Genomic DNA, 21937 nt, shown 5'->3' with positions numbered 1-21937 from the left:
GTCTGCGGTTCCAAAATCTGCCGCCAGGGAAGTTAGCATCTAACCCGGCGGTTTGCTGGTCAGGACGATCGCCCTGGGCAAGATCGCAATCTGCCAGCGATCGCGAAGTGCTGAACCTTGAATCGCGGCGATCGCTTCTTCGGAGGTAAGACAGCCATGGACCGATTGGGTCCAGACTGACCAGATTCGCTGCGAGAGGAACATTCGTCCGATCAGCATGATCGACTTGCCGATCCAGTTCATATCGCGGCGGTCGTCGCCGATCCAGAAGAGGCCGTTTGGTTTGAGCACCCGGGCGATTTCGTCGAGCGCCTGCTCGGGCGGATCCCAGTAGTGCAGACTCTGAAACGAGTAGACGATATCAAACGAAGCGTCGGCGAACTGCCGCATATCGGCCGCATTGCCTAGGGTAAAGGTCGCCCGGTCGTCGACTCCTTCGCGGCGGCTGTTTTCGTTGGCGATCTCGACAAACGCCGCCGAAACGTCGATGCCGGTGACCTGCACCGCGGGCCGCAGCTGCGCCAGCTGAATACCGATCCAACCAGGTCCGGGGCCGATTTCTAAGACGTTCAGCGCTTGCGTCGGCTGAATGTTCTGCGTCAAGTATTTGAGCGGCGGCTTGAAGTCGGGGTTCGTCTTGCCGACGTGGGTGTTGTACTCGGCCGCAAACTCGGGCTGCTCGTACAATTGCTGATCGTGGATGATTCGCTCTGCCGACGGTCGCGCAAACAAGGCCATGGCAATTTTCCCGGGTGTTGTCGCTTACTCGGCCAGCCAGGCCGAAAAATCGCGCAGGCAACTGGTGTAGATCTCGTAGTCGAGATGAAATCGGTCGCACATGCTGTAGATGGCGCCTTGCAAGGGAGGCGTCTCGACCTGCCGTCGCTGATTGAACCGCCGCAGGTTGGACGTGCCGCACTCTTCGTTTTGCAGATAGGCGACGATCGCGTTGGTTTGCTCGGTAAAGATCGGCCAGCAAGAGCGCAAACCGATTGTTTCGGCCAGGTAAAACAGGCCGGCTTCGGTGGGGTGAAAAATGCGAAAGCTGAGGGCGTCAGCGATTTCGTTCTCCGAGGCGCCGGGCTGGCATAGGAGCGGATACGATCGGCTAAAGCCGGTGGCGAAGATCACCGCATCGATCGGTTCCGCCGCATGTTCTTCGCTGGCGAAATTGGCGACGCCATCCGCAAAGCCCGTGACGTTCGAGCGAACGACGACCCCGCCAGAGCGAATCGCGGCGACGATTCCGCGGTCAAGGATCGCCATCTTGTCGTGCAGTCCATGCTTGGGGCTCGACATGCCGAGCCGCCGATGCCCGCCGATGTACGCCCAGCGGATCATGTGGAGCGAACCGTCCCGATACCAATTGGGGAGCCAGTTGGTGTCGTGCCCCAGCTTGTCGACCGGCACGCCCATCACGACTTGCGGAATCAGCCAAGGAGGCGTGCGCACCCCGAGTATCGTGCGGGCGGTTGTCGAGCAAATCTTGGCGGCGATGTCCGACGCCGAGTCCCCCAGGCCGACGATCAGCACCCGCTTGCCGGCGAAACGCTCGGGGGTTTTGTATTCGGACGAGTGAAGCACTTCAATCCCGGCGTCGCGGGCCTGGGCGGCCAACTCGACCGGCATGCGGCCATGTTTTTGATTGTGTGAGCCGGTGGCGAAGATGATGCCGCGAAACTCTTGCTCGTACTCCTGTTTGTCGTGATCAGCGCCGGTCGGGCGGAGCTTGACCTGCCAGGTTCCGGCTTCGCTTTTTCGCGCATCGACGAAGGAGGTTTCAAACTTGATTTTGTCGACCAGTCGGTGCGACTGGGCGAACGCTTTGAACTGCTCGAACGCTTGTTCATGCGGGATGAAGTTGGGGACATCGCCGGCCGCTGGCGACTCGCCGACGAAGGTGGTGAACCGCGACGTGACGGTGCGGAGACCTTCGTAGGCCGAACTGATCGGGTTGGAGATGTCCCAGATGCCGCCGACCTGACGGTGGCTTTCGACCCCGACAAAATCGATCCCTTGTTTGGCCAAGGCCGCCATCCCGGAGAGCCCGGCCGGTCCGGCGCCAACGACCAGGATCGGCAGTCCAGGGACGGTTGGCGTCGCTTCGCTCGGCGATGCCGGATCAGGCGTCGCCAGCCACTTGGCGAAGACGCTGCGGGGGCGTGCGGTTGTTTTCTTCGTCTTCGGCGGGCTACTGGCGACGGTATCAAAAGCCATGTTTCAGTCCCTTTTCGTAATCGACTTTCGATCGAGAGGACGAGCCCCCCCGGCGGGTATTCGTCGAACTAATTTCGACTACGTTGCCTGGTTGGACGCATCGTTATAAAGCTCTCATCCTGTGCAGACTGAAACTTTTAATGCTCGCGTTAGTAGATGTCGAGCATTCGATGCGAAAATAACCAAAATGGGGAGCAAATAAGGGAAGGTTTCGTCGTCGATGGAAGAAGCCGCAGGCGGCTTGCGGCGCCTAAAACGAGGTGGATTTTCTCGAAGGTTTCTCGTAGCCGCCCAAAAGTAATCGAACGGTTTTCCACACAGCAAAAAGGGGGGGGTAATTTTGCGCGAGGAGATGGGGTCTCATAGAAGATGCCGCGGCGAATTGCTATTTGGGTGCGAATGAATCGCATGTAGAATGTTGGCCGCGAACGTATCGTAGGGTCCGCTGCACGGACCCTACCCGTGGCACAAAGGTTAGCTGGGCTGCATTAGCGCCCGGTAGGCCAGCTGGTCTTCGTGCATCCGCCGGAAGACGGCGTACTTGGCTCGGTGATATTCAACCGTCGGGCCGTCGGTGGGCGCCAAGACCTGGCTGACGCCGCTCATCGCGGCCATCGCCGCCGGTAGGTCGGCATGGTCGCCTGAGGCGACGGCGCCCAGCATGGCGCTCCCTAATAGCACCGACTCGGTTTCTTGCGCCAGCACGATGCGGCAACCGGTGATGTCGGCATGCTCGCGCAGGAAGATCGGGTTCTTCGTCCCGCCGCCGCAGGCAAAAATCGTGTCGATCTGGTAACCCTGGCGGTTCATCTCTTCGATGATATGCCGCGTGCCGTAGGCGATGGCCTGGATGGTGGCCAGGTAAAGCCGAGCCAGGTCGTCGAGCGACGCCGAGAGCGACAGCCCGGCGATAATGCCGCGGAGCGAAGGATCGGCCCAGGGAGAGCGATTGCCGTGGAAGTAAGGAGAAACGTGCAGGTCGCGGGTCAGCGACGCCGGCACCTTGCGCTTCGAGGAAAGCGCGGCCAGGCGATCGTTGAGGATCTCGTAGACCGACGTTCCGGCGTCAGCGGCGCGTTGTTTCAGCTCGGCCGTGGCGCCGTGGTTCTCGACAACAAAGTCGACCAGAGCGCCGGTCGCCGATTGCCCACCTTCGGTCAGCCACATCCCCGGGATCATGGCCGAGTAGTTCGGTCCCCAAATCCCTTGGATATAGCGAGCCTCAGGCGAGACCGCCATGTGGCAGCTCGACGTGCCGCCGATCAGGGCGAGCCGCTGATCGAGGTTCACCGTTTCGTTATCTCGGCAGGCGCCAATCATACCGATGCCGCCAGCGTGGGCGTCAATAATCGAAACGCCCACGGCGGTTCCCGCTGGCACGCCCAGTTCGGCGGCGGCAGCTTCGTGGACCCCTTGCCCGATCGATTCTCCCATCGGACGCACACGCTGGCCGATGCGGGCAAAGTTTTCGTCGGCTAAATCTTCCAGGCCAATCGCGCGGAAGTATTCGGCGTCCCAGCGACCGGGCTGCTCGGCGCCTTCCGTCGTTTCATGGCCGAGGTAGGTCCACTTGCAGACGGTGCTGCAGAGCGAGCGGGTCTCGTCGCCGGTCGCGCGATAGGTCAGATAGTCGGGCAGGTCGAAGAACTTCTGCCCCCGGCGCCAACTCTCGGGCAGGTTTTCTTTCAGCCACAGCAGCTTCGGCGTTTCCATCTCAGGCGAGATGACGTTGCCGACATACTTCAGCACTGCGTGATCGCCGGCGTTGATTCGGGCCGCCTGATCGTTGGCCCGGTGATCCATCCAGACGATGACGTTCTGGGCATCGTCGCCATCGGGGCTGACCGTGACGGGGCGTCCTTGTTCGTCGATCACCACCAGCGAACAGGTCGCGTCAAATCCAATCCCGCCAATCTGGGCGGCGTCAACTTTCGCTGCGGCAATCGCCGTGCGAACGCACTGGCAAACGGCTTGCCAGATGTTTTCCGACGATTGCTGCACGAAGTCAGTCTGCGGGCGAAACATCTCAATCGCTTGGGTGGCCGAGCCGAGCAACGCGCCCTTGCCGTCGAACAGACCTGCTCGAGCGCTGCCGGTGCCGACGTCGACGCCAATGTAGTAACGCTGGTTCATACGATTACGCTTTCTTGCCCAGGGGAGCGCCGGCTTTGTCGGCGCCGCAGAGGTTGACCTTCATTCCCAATGCCGCCGCCATCGCGGCCCGAGCCCACATCGCCTGGTCGGCGGCAGCGGCGTCGGTGGCGTATGCGACCTGAATGTGGTTCGCCTGATGCTTGGCCATCATCTGATCGCGGCTAACGCCGTAAGTGACGCCGTGCATGATCGGCCAGACAGGCGTCGTCGAATCGAGGCGTCGTTGCGTCTCGCTCTCGGGCAGCGCGATCGCTTCGCCGCGGCCGATGTCCATGTTCAGCGACTCGTTGGCGACGTAGATCCGGGACCAGACGAGCTCGCCCGGCTTCGATACGCCCGCCAAGGTCGAACCTCCCTTGGGGAAGTACATCGACGGTTGGCGATAGCCGTGGCACTGGTTCCAGCCGCCTAGATGTTCGGCCGGGGCCGAACCGGAGATCTCAAAGACCCAGACGTACTGATCGGTTGTGCCAGACTCGTCGGGGCATCCCCAGCGCAGATCGTGTAGCGTCGTTTCGACCGGCTGCCCCAGTTCGCGATGGAGTCGCTGGATCAGGATCGCGTCGAGCCCCGCACATTCGTCGACTTCGTTGAAGTGCGGAATCGCACGGCCGGCGTAGAGTTCTCGCTTGCCGCTGGAGTCGAAGACCGGCGGCCGCGACGTGCTGTTGAGCGTCCCTTCGACCAGGTCGCTGGCCGGCGTCATGTCTTTCAGCCCTTGTTGGTACTGAATGCCGATCGTCTCGCAGCCGAAGTGATCGGCCAGACGGACCGCGGCGACATACATATGGCATTGCTGCAGCACCTGCGACTTGGTCAGCTCTTCGTTGTCGTTTTCGCCAAAGTGGAACTGCATTCCCTGGTCGCAATACCAGGCGAACGCTTGATGCGCTTCGGCGACCGAGACGGTCTGCATCTCGGCGACGAGCGCCGATTGGCTGAGACGTTCTTTAAAGACGCCGACCGCGTGGAGCAAGTGATCGGGAATGATCGCGTTGAACATCCCCATACACCCTTCGTCGAAGACCCCCATGATCGCCTTGTCGTGTCGTAGACGCCCGGCCAGCTTTTCTCCCAGGGCGGCCGCATCCGCTGGAATCTGCTGTGGATCAAGCGGGGCGACGTGGTCGAGCGGATGGTCGCACTTGCCCGACTTTAGCCACTGCTGCAAGCGGATGGTGAAGTAGTCATCGGTGAAGTCGACGCTCCACAGGGTCGAGTAGTCGACGCCGGCCTTGGTGAGCGAACCGTTCAGGTTGAGCATGCCGACCAGGCCGGGCCATTGGCCTGACCAGTTGGCGACGGTCAAGATCGGCCCGCGATGGCTGATCAGTCCGGCCAGCACATGATGCGAGTATTGCCAGACCGCCTCGGCGACGATAAGCGGCGCGTTCGGATCGAGCGCGCGAAAGATCTCGATCCCGCGTTTCTGGCTATCGATAAAGCCATGTCCCGCGGCGGTCACCGGATGGGCCCGCTCTAGCTGATAGCCGAGCTTTTCGACGGCGGCGGTCAGTTGTTGTTCCAGCTGTTGTTGAGCGGGCCAACAGGTTTGATTGGCCGAAAGACGCGAGTCGCCGCTGGCGACCAAAAGGACCGAGGGGGGCATGCGAATCAACCTTGTGCGACGGGGATTTCAAGTTCCTGCAGAATCGTGGCGATCTTTTCACGTTCGGGGGCGTGAAATTTGTGAAACGGCTGCGCCATGCAATCATCGCAGATTTGCAGCAGCGATAAACAACACTTGGTCGCCTTGATGTATTTCGAGCCATATTTGCCGACTTCATAGATCCGCTGAAAGTCGACGATCCGCTGATGCAATTCGGCCTGTTTGACGCTGTCGCCGGCGACGACCGCATCGTAGCAGTCGACAAACAGTCGCGGCAAAACGTTGGCGCCGCCGTTCACGCCGCCATCGCCGCTCAGGGCCAGCGACTGCGGCAGCAGCGCTTCGGGACCGATCAAGATTGACCAATCGGGGCGCAGCGCTTTCAGCTTGGTCGCCTGGGCGTAGTAGTCGAGATCGCCGCTGCTGTCCTTCAGCCCGACGATCCCTGGCAGGTCGCTCAGCTTTTTCAGCGTCTCGATCTCGAACCAGATCTTGGTCAACTGCGGCATGTTGTACAGCATCAACGGCAGCGGCATCTCGGCGACGATGTTTTGGACGTACGACGTCAGTTCGGTCTGCCCAGCCGGAAAGTAATAAGGCGTGGTCAACACCACGGCGTCGGCGCCGGCGTCGGCCGAATGCTTAGCGAGCGCAACCGATTCAACAAACGCCGTATCGGTGACGCCGACCAACACCGGCACGCGGCCGGCGGTTTGCTTGCAGACGGCGTCGACCAACTCGCGGCGGAGTCGATAGCTGAGGCTCGGCGCCTCGCCGGTGCTGCCCAAGATGAAGAGGCCGTGGACGCCTCCTTCAATCACATGTTCGAGCAACCGCTCCAGGCCCGCGTGATCCAGCTGATCGTTCCCAAGCAGCGGAGTGACGAGCGGGGGAATGATTCCATGAAACTTTGACATAAGGGAACTCACGCGGGACGGATGAATGTTGTTAGGAGAACGAGGATCGCTTGTGGGGCGACCTTTAGGTTTTGTCTTGTGATGGCGGATCGGGATGTCGGAGGTTGGCAGACGCTCCGCGGGCGAACAGTTGCGTCAGCAAGAAGCCGACCAGCAAAATCGAAAGCGTGCCGAACACAATCACCAGGAACGAATCGAACGGGCTCTTCACGCCATCCAGCTCTGTCGGCCAGATCGTGGTTTGCGACAACGTCATCCAGAGGATCACCGCCACGCCGGTCGTCACCGCCAAAATCGCCGAGGCGTTGCGCGCCTGACGCGACAGGATGCCAAGCAAAAACAGCCCCAACATGCCGCCGCTGAAGATGCCGGCCAGTTTCCACCAGACGTCGAGAATGCTCTTCACTTCGGTCATCGCGAGCGCAGTGCTGGTTCCCAGGATGCCCCAGACCAGCGTGCCGACGTACAGTACGGTCATCGACTCTTTCTCGCTCGCTTCGGGCCGCAGGAAACGTTTGTAAAAGTCGGCCAGCGTCAGCGTGGCGGCGCCATTGAGACTGGTCGAAAGGGTGCTCATGGCCGCGGCGAAGATCGCAGCGACCAACAAGCCCGAAACGCCGACCGGTAGCCCCGCCACAATGAAGTAGGGGAAGACGCCATCCCCTTTGCCCTCGGCGATTTCGGCTTGCAGAGCAGGGGGCAGCAGCTCCGGCCGAGCGCCGTAGTAGGCGAACAGCGACGTGCCGATCCACAAAAACAAAATCGAGATCGGCACGTAAACGATCGCCCCTAGCCAGACCGACCGCCGGGCGTCGCCATCCGACTTGGCGGCGATATACCGCTGGATGTAGCTTTGATCGATGCCGAAGTTTTGCAGGTTGATAAACAAGCCATACACCAGCACGACCCAAAAGGTCGGCGCGGTCAGCACCGGCGCGAGACTCCCCAGGCTAAACTTGTTGTGCTCGGTCGCGATCGCCATCAACTGCGATGGGCCTTCCGGCATGCTGTATGGAATCAGAATCGCGCAGACGATCGCCCCGGTCGCAAGCACCAAACTTTGCAAAGCGTCAGTCCAGATCACCCCTTCGATCCCGCCGAGCAATGTGTACAGGGTCGTCAAACCGCCGGTCACGAAGATCAACAGCGGGATGTTCCAGCCCAGCAATTGATGCAGCGGCAAGGCGAGTAAGTACATCACCGATCCCATCCGCGCCACTTGCGTCAGCAAGTAGCAAACCGCGGCGTAAGTGCGGGCCCATGTGCCGAAGCGGGTTTCCAGGTGTTCATACGCGGAGATCGCATTCCCCTCGCGGTAGTACGGTACAAACCACCGCGTCGCCACCCACGCGGCCAGCGGCAGAGAGATGCTAAAGGCGATCGCGTTCCAGTTGCTCGCATACGCTTTGCCCGGCAGCGCGATAAAGCTGATGCTGCTGACGTAGGTGCCGAAGATCGAAAGCCCAACGACCCAGCCCGACATCGAGCGACTGGCCGCCATGTAGCCGTCGGGGTTGCTGCTCTTGCGATAGAACCAGGCGCCCAGACCGACGACGCCCGCTAGGTAAATAACGAGCACGCCCACGTCGATCGGGGAAAAGTGGGGCACGAAAAACTCCTCGCTGCGGATCAGATCAGGCATGACGGACAGGGTGGATCCCGCTGGTATCCCAGCAGTATGGATGCGCAATTTTGGAGATGCAACCCCTTGGTCGGCCTGTTCGCCGCGACGACTGGCTTTCGCCCGCAAGGTCGTCGGCGCAAGCTCTGCGATGCGTAAGTCGCCTGGCCAACCCTGACCGAGAAACGTCGCTGTCGCGAGGCGGTCTGCGGGGCGCCCGATCTCGCTATCCTGGCGAATCATAAGAGGATAGACTAACGTGAAGGGACTGTTCGCCTGCCCGCTCGTCGCAATTTCGCCTGGAACCGCAAAAAGGAAGTCATGGAAAAGATTCCCCGGCGACGTCAGGCCTATCTCTACATCCAACAGCGGATTCTTTCGGGCGACTTATCGGCCGGCAGTCAGGTCTCGGAACTGGCGCTCGCCAAAGAATTGGGCATGAGCCGGATGCCGGTTCGCGAGGCGATTCGCCAGCTCGAAGTCGAAGGTTTGGTGCGGCAGGTTCCGCGGTTCGGCACGATCGTCCACTCGCTCGATCGGGCCGAAATGGCCGAGCTGTACGAAGTTCGCGAAGCGCTCGAGAGTCACACCGCCGAGTCGGTCGCTGGCCGGCTAACGGACGAAGATTTGCAGATGCTCAGCCTCCTCTGCAAGCGGCTGCTTCAGGTGGGCCGTCAACTGCAGGAAAGTACTCAGAAGACGTTTGACCCCAAGTTGCTGCAGAGCTTTCTGGCGGCCGACATGGGGTTTCACATGGTGATTTTGCGGGCCGGCGGCAATCGGCGGATGATGAAGATCGTCGCCGATTTGCGGGTGTTGTCGCGGATTTTCGCCACCCAGCGTGAGCCGCACGACTTGAAGATCGTGGTGAACGTCTATCGATTTCATCGCCGGATCTTGCGGCAGCTGAAAAACGGCAATACCCAGAAGGCCCGCTACTGGATGCAGGAACATATCCGCGCCAGTCGACGGTTGGCGCTGGAGTCGTTTGATCGGCGTCAGGCGCTGGGCGAAGCGAAAGCGGCGATGCCTTTAGCGCTGCCGCAAGACTTGCTGGAAGAGCTGAATCAGCTGGAAGCCGGCGAGGCGAACAAACGCTAATCGAGTCGCACTTTCCCCCCTTCCTTTCGCGGTTAGAAAAACTACTTGCTTTCCATTTTTGCATGACCTATCCTGGGATCCCAGTGGGATTCAAAGGCAGCCGCGGCTAGTTTTCCTCGGAAATCGCGGCGATGATGGGATTCCCTCTCACCCCCGCCGACGATTGCCGCCCCGGAGATTGTTTCGACGATGAAGATCACGCCCCCCCGCGTTTTTCTCGTACTGCTGGCCCTGCTGATTTCCTTTCCTGCCCAGGCGCAAGAGTCGCTGCCGCCGGTCACCTATGGCGACGCCGATTTGAGCGTCGACTTGGGGGTGGGCCTCTGGGCCTGGCCGATGCCGATGGATTGGGACGGCGATGGCGATCTCGACCTGATCGTCGGTTGCCCCGACGTGCCGTTCAATGGCAGTTATCTGTTTGAGAACCCCGGCGGCGACAGCAAGATGCCGGTCTTTTTGCCGCCGGTGAAGATTGGGCCGGGGATGCACTCGCTGCAGGTCTCTTATGTCGATGGCCAGCCGAAGGTCTTACTGCCGGGCATCGAGTTTCGCCATTTCCTGAAACAGGGATACGCCGAGAAAACCGAGATCCACCCGACTAAGAACATCTACAAGAACAAGGTTCGCGCCAATCAATGGCGGTATGTCGACTACAACGATGACGGTGCGCTCGACCTGGTGATCGGCGTCGGCGACTGGAGCGACTACGGCTGGGATGACGCGTTCAACGAGCAAGGAGAATGGACCCGCGGGCCGCTACATGGGTATGTCTATTGGATGCGGAATCAAGGGACGACCGCGAAGCCGAACTACGCCGAACCAGTGCAGTTGGAAGCGGCCGGTTCGCCGGTCGACGTCTTTGGCATGCCGACGCCGAACCTGGCCGACTTTGACGGGGACGGCGATCTCGATCTGTTGTGCGGCGAGTTTCTTGACGGCTTCACTTACTTTGAAAATGTCGGAACGCGGAAAGAGCCCCACTTTGCCGCCGGCCGCAAGCTGGCCGCCGATGGACAGCCGCTGAAGATGGACCTGCAGATGATCACGCCGACGGCGATCGACTGGGACGCCGATGGGGACGTCGATCTGATTGTGGGCGACGAAGATGGCCGCGTCGCGTTTGTCGAGCATACCGGCAAGATCGTCGACGGCACGCCGCAGTTCCTGCCGCCCAAGTACTTCCAGCAACAGGCCGATCGCCTGAAGTTTGGCGCTTTGGTGACGCCCTATAGCGTCGACTGGGATGGAGACGGCGACGAGGATCTGATCGCCGGCAACTCGGCTGGCTACATCGCCTTTTTTGAAAATACCGACGGCGGCAATCCGCCGAAGTGGGCCCCGCCGCGATTGCTGGAAGTGGATGGTCAGCCGATCCGCGTTCAGGCGGGCGAGAATGGTTCGATCCAAGGCCCGGCCGAAGCGAAGTGGGGCTACACCACGCTGAGCGTCGCCGACTGGGATCATGACGGCCAGTTGGACCTGATCGTCAATTCGATCTGGGGCAAAGTCGAGTGGTACAAAAACCTCAGCGGTTCGCCAGCGAAACTAGCCGCCGCGCAGCCGATTGAAGTCGAGTGGGAAGGCGCCGCCCCCAAACCGGCGTGGAACTGGTGGAACCCCGAAGGCGCCAACTTGGTTACGCAGTGGCGCACCACCCCCTACGTGATCGACCTGAACCAAGATGGCTTGAACGACCTGGTTTGCTTGGATCACGAGGGCTATCTCGCCTTCTTTGAGCGGAAGAAGACTGGCGACAAGCTGACCCTATCGCCCGGCCAACGAATCATTACCAATCCGAAGGGCGAGCCGCTGCGCCTGAACGCGCGGAATGCCGGCGGCAGCGGTCGACGCAAGCTGACCTTCGCCGATTGGGATGGAGACGGTCGTTTGGACCTGCTGGTCAACAGCGCCAACGTCGACTTCTTCCGCAACGTTTCGACCGACGAACATCCCTGGGCGTTTGAAAATCGCGGCCAGGTTCATAAGCATCGCCTGGCGGGACATACGACCAGTCCTACTACGGTCGATTGGGACCAGGACGGTCGAGCCGATCTGCTGATCGGCGCCGAAGATGGTCATTTCTACTACTTGAAAAACAATGTGGCGCCGACTGCAGCGAAATAGATCAAGACGCCGCTCCGCATTTCACGCCTTATCGTGTCGCCCCGGCTTTCCTTCGAATTGCGGGCACGGAATACGATGCTGGCCGAGTGGTGCAAGCAGGTTGATGCGCAGATGCCAACCGAGCCGTAGCGCCCCAGTCGCTCTTTCGCCAAATCGATAAACGCCCGCAGGGTCGGATCCTCGGTAATGCGGCGGCGATCGGCCAGCGGATGGCCGACCGGCATGATCACCATCGGCTCGATCTCGTACATCTTTTCGACCAGCAGTTCCTCGGGATTACGACAGCATTTATTGTCGCCGATCACCAGATCGACCTCGCCTGCTTCCAGCATCTCGTTGCCCAGCGACTCAAACACTTCCCGCATCACTAGCCGCACATCGGGATAAGTCGCCCTAAACTCATTGATCACGCCGAGCAGGTCGTCGGTATAACTGCGCGGGGGAGCGGCGATCGACAAGGTCCGCGGCGCCGCCAGGCAAGCGTCGACGAGCTGAAGTTCTTTGAAGCCAAGATTCGCCCGCGGCTGGTCGCCAAGTGCGTCGATTGCCATGGCGCCGATGCGGCGGAGTCCGACTTGCGGTTGGATACCTACGCCGGCATGGTCGGCGGCGGCGTTTTGGGTCCGGCGGTCGCGCCGGGCAAATTGGACGAAAGCTTGCTGCTGACCGCGATCAGCTACGAACATCAATTGCTGCAGATGCCGCCCGACGAGAAACTGGCGTACAACACCGGAGAAGACGTGCAGCGCTACCTGACGGCGCTGCAGAAGTTGATCCCCAAAACGCACTCGCCGGCCGCCCGGTTGGCTGGCAGTCGAACTTGACGAGCATCATTGATCCGAGCAGCAACGCGTCCCACGGGATGCGCAACCCTTTCTTACCCCCGTAGAGGACCCAACCGCAGTGAAAACGGAACTCCGCAAAAAGCCCGCAGCACGCGCCGCCGTCTCGCCGACCAACGTCGAACCGCTCGATTTTCTGACCGCCGACGACAAAACGTGGATGCTGCAAAAGACGGCCGAGAAGGTCTATTGGAGCTAGCGCCAGCGGCGGCATCGTGAAGGCTGCTCAGAGTTCGCGTTGCTGCTAGTTCTAAGACGCGATATCCGTCTGAAAACTTATTCCGAAGACGCTTTCGACGAGAGGGCGGTTCCTGGGAATGTGAAAATTTCGCGATCTGAAAATTTCTCGACGTGAAAGTCAAGCGAAGCGATTGGTGAGCGGAGGCAGGTGCATTAGCATTTGTTCTTGGCTTTCGTTCGGTTTGCTGTGGAAAGGTGGTGGGGACGCGATGCGGACTCTTCTAGGATGTGCACTGATGTTGGCGACTACGGTGGGTGTGGCGCTGGCGCATGAAGGGGAAGATGGACATGCTCACGCGCCGATCGCGGTCAAGCCGGCCGAGATGTACGCGCCGACCGCGATGCCCGATCGAGTTGTGTTGACCTGGACCGGCGATCCCCGCACCACGCAAGCGGTCACCTGGCGGACTTCGGTCGACGTCGCCGAGGGGTTGGCCGAGATTGCCGAAGCGGAAGCGGGGCCTGGCTTCGCCGCCAAAGCGACCCAGCACAAAGCGGTCTCCGAAGCGCTGAAGACCGATATCAACACGGCCCACTTTCACACGGTTGAGTTTGACGACTTAAAGCCGGGAACGCGATACGCCTATCGGGTTGGCGATGGCGTGAACTGGAGCGAATGGTTCCAGTTTTCGACCGCGACCCAGCAGCCCGAGCCGTTTTCGTTCATCTACTTTGGGGACGCCCAGAACAACCTCCGGTCGATGTGGTCGCGGGTGATTCGCGAAGCGCATCGCGACGCGCCGAAGGCGGCGTTCTTGCTGCATGCGGGCGACCTGGTAAATCGGGGCGCCCAGGATGCGGAGTGGGGCGAGTGGTTTGGCGCCGGCGGCTGGCTCAATGCCATGACGCCCAGCGTCGCCGTCCCGGGCAATCACGAGCAAGCCAAAGACGAAGATGGCGAGCGCTACTTGACCAAGCATTGGCGGCCCAGCTTCGCCTTCCCCGAACACGGACCGCGCGGGCTGGAAGAAAGCTGCTACACCTTGGTCTACCACAATCTGCGGATCATCGCCCTGAACAGCAATGAAATGCAAGAGGAGCAGACCGCTTGGCTTGAGAAAGTATTGGCCGAGAACACTTCGCCGTGGGTGGTGTGCACCTTCCATCATCCGATTTTCGCGACCGCGCAAACACGGGACAACGCCGAACTGCGGAAGCTGTGGAAGCCCCTATTTGACCGCTACAAGGTTGATCTCGTCTTGCAGGGGCATGATCATTCGTATGGACGCACCGGTCTTGAAGTTCCCGGCGTCGAAATGCCGAAAGACGAGTTCTCGACGTTTGGCCTCGCCGTCGAAGAGGCGGAGCGGGAGCAGAAAGGGGACGTTGAGGTCGGCACGGTCAACGTACCGGTCGGCGTGCAGAACGTCGACAAAGAAAATGGGACCGTCTATGTGGTGTCGGTCAGCGGGCCGAAGATGTACGACAACGCCCGGTGGCCGTTTATGGTTCGTAATGGCGAAGACACCCAGCTTTACCAAGTAATCCACATCGACGGCGACAAGCTGCGGTTTGAGGCTCGCACGGCGATCGGCCAACTGTACGACGCCTTTGAACTGCAGAAGCAGGGGAAAGACAAGAAAAACAAGCTTGTCGAGGTTCCGGTCGAGATGCCCGAAATTTTGCGCGGCGTGACCGAGTAGCGTCGGTCTGGCACTACCGCAGGGGAAATTTGTCCCTGCTAATTGCCGTAAATGTGGCAAAGTAGACGCGTTCCTTTACCAGTCGTCCGTTTCCAGATAGGCGCGTTTGCTCCGCCTCTGGGTGGGGCTCGGCGGGGGCCGATCGTGAAAAGTCCTGTTGATCGATTCCCCCTCCGGCCGATAATTTACCGTGGTCCAACCGATTTCTGTAACCGGAACCAGGGTCGTGATACGTCGTGTAGCGGTAATTCTGACGATAACAGCCATGCTATGGCATGCGGTCGCCGGGTGCTGCGCTCATCACGTGCATGCCGCCGAGCCGCATGATCAAGCGACCGCGGCGACCGAGAATCACGGCTGCTGCGGACATCATCACGCAAACCTGGCGACCGCAGAAGTCGCCGCCGAACCTAAGGCGCCAAGCGAATCGGAGCATGACTCGCAATGCTCGGAGCAACGTTGCGTCTACGTAACGACCAGCTCTGACGACTCCGGCGTCGATCTCGACTCGCAGCCTTGCTATCTCACGACGCCGAACGATGTCCTGCTGGCGATCGCCGGCGAAACCTTGGAGTGCGCGAAGCGCCATCCTCTCTTGCCCGACGGCGCCGCTATGCGCCGTCACCTGTTGCTGGGCGTCTTGCGGATATAGACCGGCCGCTAGGGCAGGTTTTCTAGCTGTGCTGAAACGTACGCAGAGCGATCGTATCGCGCGCTGTATTCATGGCCGCAGCCCATCGCTTAGTCCCAAGGCAGAAACAACGACTTCTCGGCTCGTTTGCGCCGCTAGCGTGGCGCAACGCCAAATCGGAAGAAAAAGAGATGAACGCTCCTCAAAAGACAAGTTCCAGCGGTTTCGGGACGACCTTTGTCGTCGCTGTGGTGGTCGCGGCGATCGCGGCTGGATCGGTTTATGTCGTCATGCGTCCGGGGCAGACGACCACTGCAGCGACGGACGAGCACGTCGATCATGGCCTCGAAGAAGAGCATGGCCATGATCACGCCGGGCATTCGGACCAATCTTCGATCGAACTGAGCGAGAAGGGGCTGAAGAATATCGGCTTTCGCCCGCTCACCGTCGAGTTGGGAACCTATACCCAGCGGGTCAATCTGCCGGCGATGGTGGTCGAACGGCCTGGGCGGACGCAGATTCACATCTCGTCGCCGCTGACTGGGGTCGTTTCCAAGATCCTGCCGATGCAAGGCGCGGCGGTCGCCCCGGGCAGCCCGCTGTTTGAGATTCGGCTGACCTTTGAAGAGTTGGTCACCGCGCAAAGCGACCTGATCAAGACGCAGGAAAACCTGGACGTGGTGAAGGCCGAGATCGCGCGGCTGCAATCGCTAACCGCAGGGGTCGTGCCGGGCAAGCGGATTTTGGAACAAGAGTACGAGCAACAAAAGCTGGAAGCGTCACTCAAAGCGGCTCGTCAGGCGCTGCTGTTGCACGGGCTGAGCCAGGCGCAGATCGATGCGATCACGCAAGAACGCCAACTGTTTCAAACCTTGACGGTCAACGCTCCCGAGTTGTCGGACGAGGGAGAAACGTGCGGGATGGATCATTTTTTCCACGTGCAAGAGATCTCGGTCAACGTCGGGCAACAGGTCGAAGCGGGAGAGCGACTTGGCGTGCTGGCCGACCACTGCGAGCTGTACATCGAAGGCAAAGCGTTTGAGGATGACGCCGAGCGATTGCGGGAGGCGGCTTCTCAAGGTTGGCCAGTGACCGTTCAACTGATGGCCGGCAAAGGGGAACGCGCAACGATCGACGGACTGCAACTGTTGTACTTGTCGGACGTGGTTGATTCGCAATCGCGCGCGTTTCGCTTCTACATGGGCCTGCCCAATAGCGTCGTCAGCGACAAAGTCGCGTCGAACGGGCAACGTTACGTGGAATGGCGATTTAAGCCGGGACAGCGAATGGAAGTGCGAGTGCCGGTCGATCAGTGGCAGGACCGGCTGGTGCTGCCGGTCGCAGCGATCGTTGACGAAGGCGCCGAGAGCTACGTCTATCAGCAAAACGGCGATCACTTTGACCGGGTGCCGGTGCATGTTGAGTTCCGCGACCAAGAATCGGTCGTCGTCGCCAATGATGGGGCGATCTTCCCGGGAGACGTGATTGCCGCCCGCGGCGCCTACCAGATTCATCTGGCGATCAAGAACAAGTCGGGCGGGGCGGTCGATCCGCATGCTGGACACAATCACTAGGCCGTGCCGAAAGTCGCACGTCGTCACACGCTCTCCACGACCTTCAACCCACGCGCCGACGCATGCTCAACTCTATCATCCGGTTTTCGCTGCAAAATCGCCTGTTGGTGATCGTCTTCGCCGTCTTCTTGCTGGTTTACGGCGGATGGCAGTCGTACCAACTGCCGATTGACGTCTTCCCCAACCTGAACCGTCCCCGCGTCGTGGTCATGACCGAGGCGCCGGGGATGGCGCCGGAAGAGGTCGAAACGTTGATCACCTTTCCGCTGGAAACGGTGTTGAACGGGGCGACCGGCGTGCAGGCGGTTCGTACGCAGTCGGGGGTCGGTCTTTCGGTCGTCTATGTCGAATTCGACTGGGGCACCGACATCTATAACGACCGCCAGATTGTCGCCGAGCGTTTGGCCCTGGCGACCGACCTGTTGCCGAAGACGGTCAAGCCGCAACTAATGCCGATTTCGTCGATCATGGGACAGATCATGATCATGGGGATGTACAGCGACGGCGGCGCGACGTCGCCGATGGAACTGCGGACGATGGCCGACTGGGTGGTGCGGCAGCGTTTGCTGACCATCCCTGGCGTGTCGCAGGTGGTCGTCATGGGAGGCGAACGAAAACAGTTCCAGGTGCTGGTCAATCCGAACGACATGCGCCGTTATGGCGTGACGCTGCACCAGGTCAAACAAGCGCTCGGCGAAAGTAACCAAAACACGGCCGGCGGATACCTGGATGAACAGGGGCCGAATGAACTGTTGGTCCGTTCTCTGGGACGCGTGACGACCGTCGACGAACTTGCCCGCATTGTGATCACTCACCGCGACGGGCAGTCGATCCGCTTGTCGCAAGTGGCGCGAATCGTGGAAGGCCCACAGACGAAGCGGGGCGATAGCTCGGCATTTGAACGGGGCGAAGACGGTACCTTCAGCGGCGGTCCCGCCGTGGTGCTGACAGTGCAGAAACAGCCAGAGGCCGATACCCGCCGCGTCACCGAAGAGGTGATGGAGGCGCTCGAAGAACTGCAATCGTCGCTGCCGGGCGATGTGCGCGTGCTGCCCGAGCTTTACCAACAGAAGGCGTTCATCGACCTGGCGATCGACAACGTGATCGAGGCGCTGCGGGATGGCGGCATTTTGGTGGTGATCATCCTGTTCCTGTTCTTGATGAACCTGCGAACGACCTTCATCACGCTGACGGCGATTCCGCTGTCGATTGTGATTACGGCGCTCGTCTTCGCCCTCTTCGGCCTCTCGATCAACACGATGACGCTGGGCGGTTTGGCGGTGGCGATTGGCGAGTTGGTCGATGATGCGATCGTCGACGTGGAGAATATCTTCCGCCGCCTGCGCGAAAACCGGCATAGCGATCATCCAAAGTCGCCGCTGCTGGTCGTGTTTCAAGCGAGCTGCGAAGTGCGCAACTCGATTGTTTACGGCACCTTGATTGTGGTGCTGGTGTTTGTGCCGCTGTTTGCGCTCTCGGGGATGGAAGGTCGGCTGTTTGCTCCGCTGGGCGTGGCCTACATCGTGTCGCTCGTTTCCTCGCTGTTGGTTTCGCTGACGGTGACGCCAGTGCTTAGCTATTGGCTGCTGGGTAATCAAAAGCTGAAGCATGATGAGCAGGATGGCATTTTGCTTCGGGTCTTGAAACGGGGCGCCGGCGTGGTGATGGGCTTTAGTTTGAAGCTGGCCGGGCCGATTCTCTTGATCGTAGCGATCGTGGTGGCGGTCGCCGGTTGGGGAATGTTGCAATTGGAGAGCGACTTCCTGCCGCCGTTTAACGAAGGCGCCGTGCAGATCAACGTCGTCTTGCCGCCGGGCACGTCGCTAGAGACGTCCAACGCGATCTCCGATCGGGTGGAACAACGCTTGCAGCAGATCGACGATATCGCCGCATTCGTTCGCAAAACGGGGCGGGCCGAGGTGGACGAACATGCCGAAGGGGTCAACATCAGCGAGTTCGTCGCGACGATCGACCCCGATACGACTCGGTCGCGCGAGGAAGTGATCGAAGAAATCAGCGAAGCGCTCGCCGACGTGCCGGGGATTGTGACTGCGGTCGAACAGCCGTTGGCTCACTTGATCTCGCACATGCTCTCAGGCGTGAAAGCCCAGATCGCGATCAAGTTGTATGGGGACGACCTGGACGACCTGCGGCGTTACGCCCAGCAGATGCAAGCGGCGATCGCCACCGTGCCGGGGGTGCGCGACTTGCAGGTCGAACAGCAGGTCAACATTCCCCAGTTGCGTATCGAAGCGGATGGAAACGCCCTGGAGCGATACGGTCTTCGCCGGATGGACGTCAACGAGTTTGTCGAGACCGCCATGCAAGGTGAGGTCGTGTCGCAAGTGCTCGACGGTCAGCGAACGTTCGACCTGCTAGTGCGGCTAGACGAGCCGTTCCGCGAAGATCGCAGCGCGATGGAACGCCTGGTATTGGAAACGCCGGACGGCGGCTCTGTGATGCTGAAACACGTCACCGACATCTATTCGTCGGATGGACCGAACACGATCAATCGCGAACAAGTTCGCCGCCGTATCATTGTGCAGTGCAACGTCAGCGGCCGCGGGCTGGTTGACGTGGTGGAGGATATCAAACAGCGGCTCGAGCCGATCGAGGCCGAACTGCCGACCGGCTACTTCACCGAGTACAGCGGTCAGTTCGAGAGTCAGCAGTCGGCCTCGCGGATGATCGCGGTGCTGTTTGCGGTTTCGTTGATCGGCATGTTCCTGGTGCTGTACAAGATGTTCCAATCGGTCAATCTTTCGCTGCAAGTGATGATCGCGCTGCCGATGGCGTTCATCGGCTCGGTCGCGGCGCTTTACCTGACGCAGCAAACGTTGACGGTGGCCAGCATGGTCGGGTTCATTTCGCTGTGCGGCATCGCATCTCGAAACGGCATTCTGCTGATCAACCATTACTTGCACCTGGTGAAGTACGAAGGAGAAACCTGGTCGCAGGAAATGATCATCCGGGCCGGCAAAGATCGCCTGGCGCCGGTGCTGATGACGGCGCTGACGTCGGGGATTGGTCTGGCGCCGCTGGCAATGGCGGCCGGCGAACCGGGCAAAGAGATCTTGTATCCGGTCGCGACGGTCATCATCGGCGGCTTGATTACGAGTACATCGCTGGAATTTCTGGTGCGGCCGGCATTGTTCTGGACGTTGGGAATTGGCGCCGCCAAAGCGGTGGTCGAAGCGAACGAGCAGCAAGTGGCGCTAGTCGAAGAAGGGGAAGAGCCCCATCTGCCGACGACGCCCGAGTTTTAACGAACGAACGTTATGCGATCGCCAAGGCGGAGATCGCTGATCTGATTCACCAATAACTTGGAGGAGATGGGGCCTATGAAGATCACGGAACTTTGGACCGGTCGAGCCGCTCGCCTGATGGCGACGGGGCTATTGACGTTGTCGTTGGCCTCGCTGGGCTGCACAAGCGGTTCGGCGCCAGCGTCTGAGGGCGATAGTCATGCCGAGCATGATCACGACGAACACGAACATCCAGGCGAAGGGCCACATGGCGGTTCGCTGATCGAACTGGGGAACGAAGAGTGTCATGCCGAACTCGTTCACGACGAAAAAGCGAAGAGCGTGACGATCTACATCCTCGACTCGGCGGCCAAAGCGGCGACGCCGATCGAAACGCCCGAACTGACGATCAACCTGAAGCATGACGGCATGGGTGAGCAGTTCAAACTGGCGGCCGCCCCTGAGTCGAGCGACCCGGAAGGAAAGTCGTCGAGGTTCGTATCGACCGAAGCGGAACTGGCCGAGGATCTGGATCATGAAGGCGCCGACGCCCAACTGGTGGTGACGATCGCCGGCAAGCAGTATCGCGGCGCCGTCGAGCATGACCACGATCACGAAGGTCATGACCACGACCACTAGAGCGGTTTTCCTCCATCTGTATCGTTCTGGCTGGTTGCGGCGGCGCTGGTCGGCGTTGACCTGCATCGACGAATCTTGAGGATTCGCCTGCTTCGGTCGCCTTGACCAGCTTGCCTCACTAACGCCAGAAACGCGACAGCTATCAGAAAAACGCTCTAGTCGCTAAGAAAAACGAAAGCCCGGCCGAGGGAATTGTTCCTGCGGCCGGGCTTTTTTTGTGAGTCTTCGTCGAAAAGGGGGGGAGCTAGTAGAGCCGGAAATGCCGTCGCATTTCGGCCGTCAGCTCAATCGCTTCCGCTTCTGGGAAGCGACGCAGCAGCCGACTCTGAATCATCTCGCCCAGGTTTTGCACGACGCCGTCGTACTTCAGCACTTTGTCGATGCCGCAGAACTTGCCGTACCGCCGGGCGGCCGCCTGAGGATTGCAGCAGTAGAGCCAGACGATCGGCAGGCAATGGTTCAGCCGCATCTTGTTGGCGATCAAGCTGCCTGACTCATCGGGCATCGACTCGTTGATGAGCACCAACTGCGGGTCGTATAGATTCAAGCCAGCGGCCACGTCGGCTGCCCGTTCAGCGCGAATCACTTTCCAACCGAAGTCTTGTAGACGAGCACGTAGCTCGACGAACACTTCGTCGCGAAACTCAACAACGAGCGCCGTCTGATCAAACGGCGTTTCCTCTAGGCGGCGAACGATCGCCGGGAAGAAGGTGGGATCGATCCGCGATCCGAACAGTTTGCGGGGATCGGGGTTTTGACTTCTGTGCATCGGTAACTCTCTTGGCTATGCGTTTAGCGGATAAAGCGAAACGAAGAATCGCGCAGATCGCCAAAGACGTTGGCGATCTGCGGCATTCGCTTTAGAGCCGAAAACGCGAGAGCGTAGCGCACAGCGCCAGCGCTGGTACCGAACGGGGAGGGCTTTCCGTAAGCGAAGAAAGAGGGGGCGACCGCCAGTCATGACCTGGCTGCCAATGACAAGCGGCCAGTCGAACGGCTTGATCGACATCGTCGGCGGGGCGAATTTCACGCGGCGTCGGCGTCGCCTGGCGGGGAGCGGAATGACGACACTGGCAAGGGCAGGCGTCTTTTCCGTGCGACGCCGACAGATGCGGATGCCCCGGCGAATTGCACTGCGCCGTTTGCAGCGCATCGGCGCATAGGTGCGCCAGCTGCTGCAGGCAGTCGCAGCTTTCCAGGCCTTGGCCCGGCAACGACAACAGCGCGCCGACGACCCAGATCGTCGTACGCATCGTCAGCGATTTTGGTGTGCCGGGAGATGACATCAGCGGGGCTGCCGTCACGCATAGGAAGGAAAGTGCGGGAACCGGCGCAGGCGGGTGAGCCGGTCCCTTGAAGCTAACACACAACCAGGCAGGT

At 60.3% G+C, this 21937-nt stretch carries 18 protein-coding genes; 9 read left to right on the top strand and 9 right to left on the bottom strand.

Translation table 11 applies throughout. The features are described from left to right. Window positions 1-39: 39 nt before the first annotated feature. The 6 genes from Enr8_RS11290 to Enr8_RS11265 form a co-directional block, all read right to left on the bottom strand. Window positions 40-738, bottom strand: a complete 699-nt coding sequence (locus tag Enr8_RS11290; RefSeq protein ID WP_146431468.1) for a class I SAM-dependent methyltransferase — start codon at window positions 736-738, stop codon at window positions 40-42. 24 nt (window positions 739-762) lie between these two features. Next, the gene (locus Enr8_RS11285) at window positions 763-2217 is read right to left on the bottom strand and encodes a flavin-containing monooxygenase (RefSeq protein ID WP_146431466.1); all 1455 of its coding nucleotides are present in this window, start codon (window positions 2215-2217) and stop codon (window positions 763-765) included. Between the two features lie 474 nt (window positions 2218-2691). Beyond that, window positions 2692-4350, bottom strand: a complete 1659-nt coding sequence (locus Enr8_RS11280) for an FGGY-family carbohydrate kinase (RefSeq protein ID WP_146431464.1) — start codon at window positions 4348-4350, stop codon at window positions 2692-2694. 4 nt (window positions 4351-4354) lie between these two features. Further along, window positions 4355-5980: a fucose isomerase gene (locus Enr8_RS11275; protein WP_186767582.1), complete on the bottom strand. Its 1626-nt coding sequence runs from the start codon at window positions 5978-5980 to the stop codon at window positions 4355-4357. Between the two features lie 5 nt (window positions 5981-5985). Then, a complete protein-coding gene (locus Enr8_RS11270) occupies window positions 5986-6897 on the bottom strand; it encodes a dihydrodipicolinate synthase family protein (protein ID WP_146431460.1) in 912 nt (303 codons plus the stop codon). Between the two features lie 64 nt (window positions 6898-6961). After that, window positions 6962-8506, bottom strand: coding sequence for a sodium:solute symporter (locus Enr8_RS11265; protein WP_246120039.1), 1545 nt, complete (start codon window positions 8504-8506; stop codon window positions 6962-6964). A 333-nt stretch (window positions 8507-8839) separates the two neighbouring features. Here Enr8_RS11265 and Enr8_RS11260 point away from each other — a divergent pair, with 333 nt between their 5' ends. Then, window positions 8840-9619 (top strand): GntR family transcriptional regulator, encoded by a 780-nt coding sequence (locus tag Enr8_RS11260; RefSeq protein WP_146431456.1) that lies wholly within the window; start codon window positions 8840-8842, stop codon window positions 9617-9619. A 189-nt stretch (window positions 9620-9808) separates the two neighbouring features. After that, window positions 9809-11743 carry an FG-GAP repeat domain-containing protein gene (locus Enr8_RS11255; protein WP_146431454.1) on the top strand — a complete coding sequence of 645 codons (1935 nt, stop codon included), beginning with the start codon at window positions 9809-9811 and terminating at the stop codon, window positions 11741-11743. Here Enr8_RS11255 and Enr8_RS26155 read toward each other — a convergent pair. Then, entirely contained in the window at window positions 11704-12294 is a 591-nt protein-coding gene (locus Enr8_RS26155) for a LysR family transcriptional regulator substrate-binding protein (protein ID WP_146431452.1), read from the bottom strand. The two genes, Enr8_RS11255 and Enr8_RS26155, sit on opposite strands and share 40 nt — an antisense overlap. A 24-nt stretch (window positions 12295-12318) precedes the next feature. On the opposite strand from Enr8_RS26155, the gene Enr8_RS26150 reads away from it, so the two are divergent. From Enr8_RS26150 to Enr8_RS11225, 7 genes are all read left to right on the top strand, one after another. Continuing rightward, complete coding sequence (locus tag Enr8_RS26150) at window positions 12319-12567, top strand: c-type cytochrome domain-containing protein (RefSeq protein WP_246120038.1); 249 nt, start codon at window positions 12319-12321, stop codon at window positions 12565-12567. A gap of 79 nt (window positions 12568-12646) precedes the next feature. Then, the gene (locus tag Enr8_RS25410; protein ID WP_186767581.1) at window positions 12647-12784 is read left to right on the top strand and encodes a hypothetical protein; all 138 of its coding nucleotides are present in this window, start codon (window positions 12647-12649) and stop codon (window positions 12782-12784) included. Window positions 12785-13034: 250 nt separating this feature from the next. Continuing rightward, window positions 13035-14468 carry a purple acid phosphatase family protein gene (locus tag Enr8_RS11240; RefSeq protein WP_146431448.1) on the top strand — a complete coding sequence of 478 codons (1434 nt, stop codon included), beginning with the start codon at window positions 13035-13037 and terminating at the stop codon, window positions 14466-14468. A gap of 265 nt (window positions 14469-14733) precedes the next feature. Then, window positions 14734-15120 (top strand): hypothetical protein, encoded by a 387-nt coding sequence (locus Enr8_RS25405; protein ID WP_186767580.1) that lies wholly within the window; start codon window positions 14734-14736, stop codon window positions 15118-15120. Between the two features lie 170 nt (window positions 15121-15290). Continuing rightward, on the top strand, window positions 15291-16673 hold the full coding sequence (locus Enr8_RS11235) for an efflux RND transporter periplasmic adaptor subunit (protein WP_186767579.1): 1383 nt from the start codon (window positions 15291-15293) through the stop codon (window positions 16671-16673). 62 nt (window positions 16674-16735) lie between these two features. Beyond that, window positions 16736-19939 carry an efflux RND transporter permease subunit gene (locus tag Enr8_RS11230; RefSeq protein WP_146431444.1) on the top strand — a complete coding sequence of 1068 codons (3204 nt, stop codon included), beginning with the start codon at window positions 16736-16738 and terminating at the stop codon, window positions 19937-19939. Between the two features lie 75 nt (window positions 19940-20014). Beyond that, entirely contained in the window at window positions 20015-20557 is a 543-nt protein-coding gene (locus tag Enr8_RS11225) for a hypothetical protein (protein ID WP_146431442.1), read from the top strand. Window positions 20558-20801: 244 nt separating this feature from the next. Here Enr8_RS11225 and Enr8_RS11220 read toward each other — a convergent pair whose 3' ends face one another. Both Enr8_RS11220 and Enr8_RS11215 read right to left on the bottom strand, forming a co-directional pair. Continuing rightward, complete coding sequence (locus Enr8_RS11220; RefSeq protein WP_146431440.1) at window positions 20802-21326, bottom strand: response regulator; 525 nt, start codon at window positions 21324-21326, stop codon at window positions 20802-20804. Between the two features lie 91 nt (window positions 21327-21417). Beyond that, window positions 21418-21810 carry a hypothetical protein gene (locus Enr8_RS11215; RefSeq protein ID WP_146431438.1) on the bottom strand — a complete coding sequence of 131 codons (393 nt, stop codon included), beginning with the start codon at window positions 21808-21810 and terminating at the stop codon, window positions 21418-21420. Between the last annotated feature and the right edge of the window lie 127 nt (window positions 21811-21937).

The sequence above is a fragment of the Blastopirellula retiformator genome (assembly GCF_007859755.1).
Classification (GTDB): domain Bacteria; phylum Planctomycetota; class Planctomycetia; order Pirellulales; family Pirellulaceae; genus Blastopirellula; species Blastopirellula retiformator.
This window is presented reverse-complemented; position numbering and strand designations above follow the sequence as displayed.

Coding starts and splice junctions, on each gene's coding strand:
- Enr8_RS11290 (WP_146431468.1), bottom strand. CDS start 738: ATGGCCTTGTTTGCGCGACCGTCGGCAGAGCGAATCATCCACGATCAG.
- Enr8_RS11285 (WP_146431466.1), bottom strand. CDS start 2,217: ATGGCTTTTGATACCGTCGCCAGTAGCCCGCCGAAGACGAAGAAAACA.
- Enr8_RS11280 (WP_146431464.1), bottom strand. CDS start 4,350: ATGAACCAGCGTTACTACATTGGCGTCGACGTCGGCACCGGCAGCGCT.
- Enr8_RS11275 (WP_186767582.1), bottom strand. CDS start 5,980: ATGCCCCCCTCGGTCCTTTTGGTCGCCAGCGGCGACTCGCGTCTTTCG.
- Enr8_RS11270 (WP_146431460.1), bottom strand. CDS start 6,897: ATGTCAAAGTTTCATGGAATCATTCCCCCGCTCGTCACTCCGCTGCTT.
- Enr8_RS11260 (WP_146431456.1), top strand. CDS start 8,840: ATGGAAAAGATTCCCCGGCGACGTCAGGCCTATCTCTACATCCAACAG.
- Enr8_RS11255 (WP_146431454.1), top strand. CDS start 9,809: ATGAAGATCACGCCCCCCCGCGTTTTTCTCGTACTGCTGGCCCTGCTG.
- Enr8_RS26155 (WP_146431452.1), bottom strand. CDS start 12,294: ATGGCAATCGACGCACTTGGCGACCAGCCGCGGGCGAATCTTGGCTTC.
- Enr8_RS11240 (WP_146431448.1), top strand. CDS start 13,035: ATGCGGACTCTTCTAGGATGTGCACTGATGTTGGCGACTACGGTGGGT.
- Enr8_RS25405 (WP_186767580.1), top strand. CDS start 14,734: ATGCTATGGCATGCGGTCGCCGGGTGCTGCGCTCATCACGTGCATGCC.
- Enr8_RS11235 (WP_186767579.1), top strand. CDS start 15,291: ATGAACGCTCCTCAAAAGACAAGTTCCAGCGGTTTCGGGACGACCTTT.
- Enr8_RS11230 (WP_146431444.1), top strand. CDS start 16,736: ATGCTCAACTCTATCATCCGGTTTTCGCTGCAAAATCGCCTGTTGGTG.
- Enr8_RS11225 (WP_146431442.1), top strand. CDS start 20,015: ATGAAGATCACGGAACTTTGGACCGGTCGAGCCGCTCGCCTGATGGCG.
- Enr8_RS11220 (WP_146431440.1), bottom strand. CDS start 21,326: ATGCACAGAAGTCAAAACCCCGATCCCCGCAAACTGTTCGGATCGCGG.
- Enr8_RS11215 (WP_146431438.1), bottom strand. CDS start 21,810: ATGCGTACGACGATCTGGGTCGTCGGCGCGCTGTTGTCGTTGCCGGGC.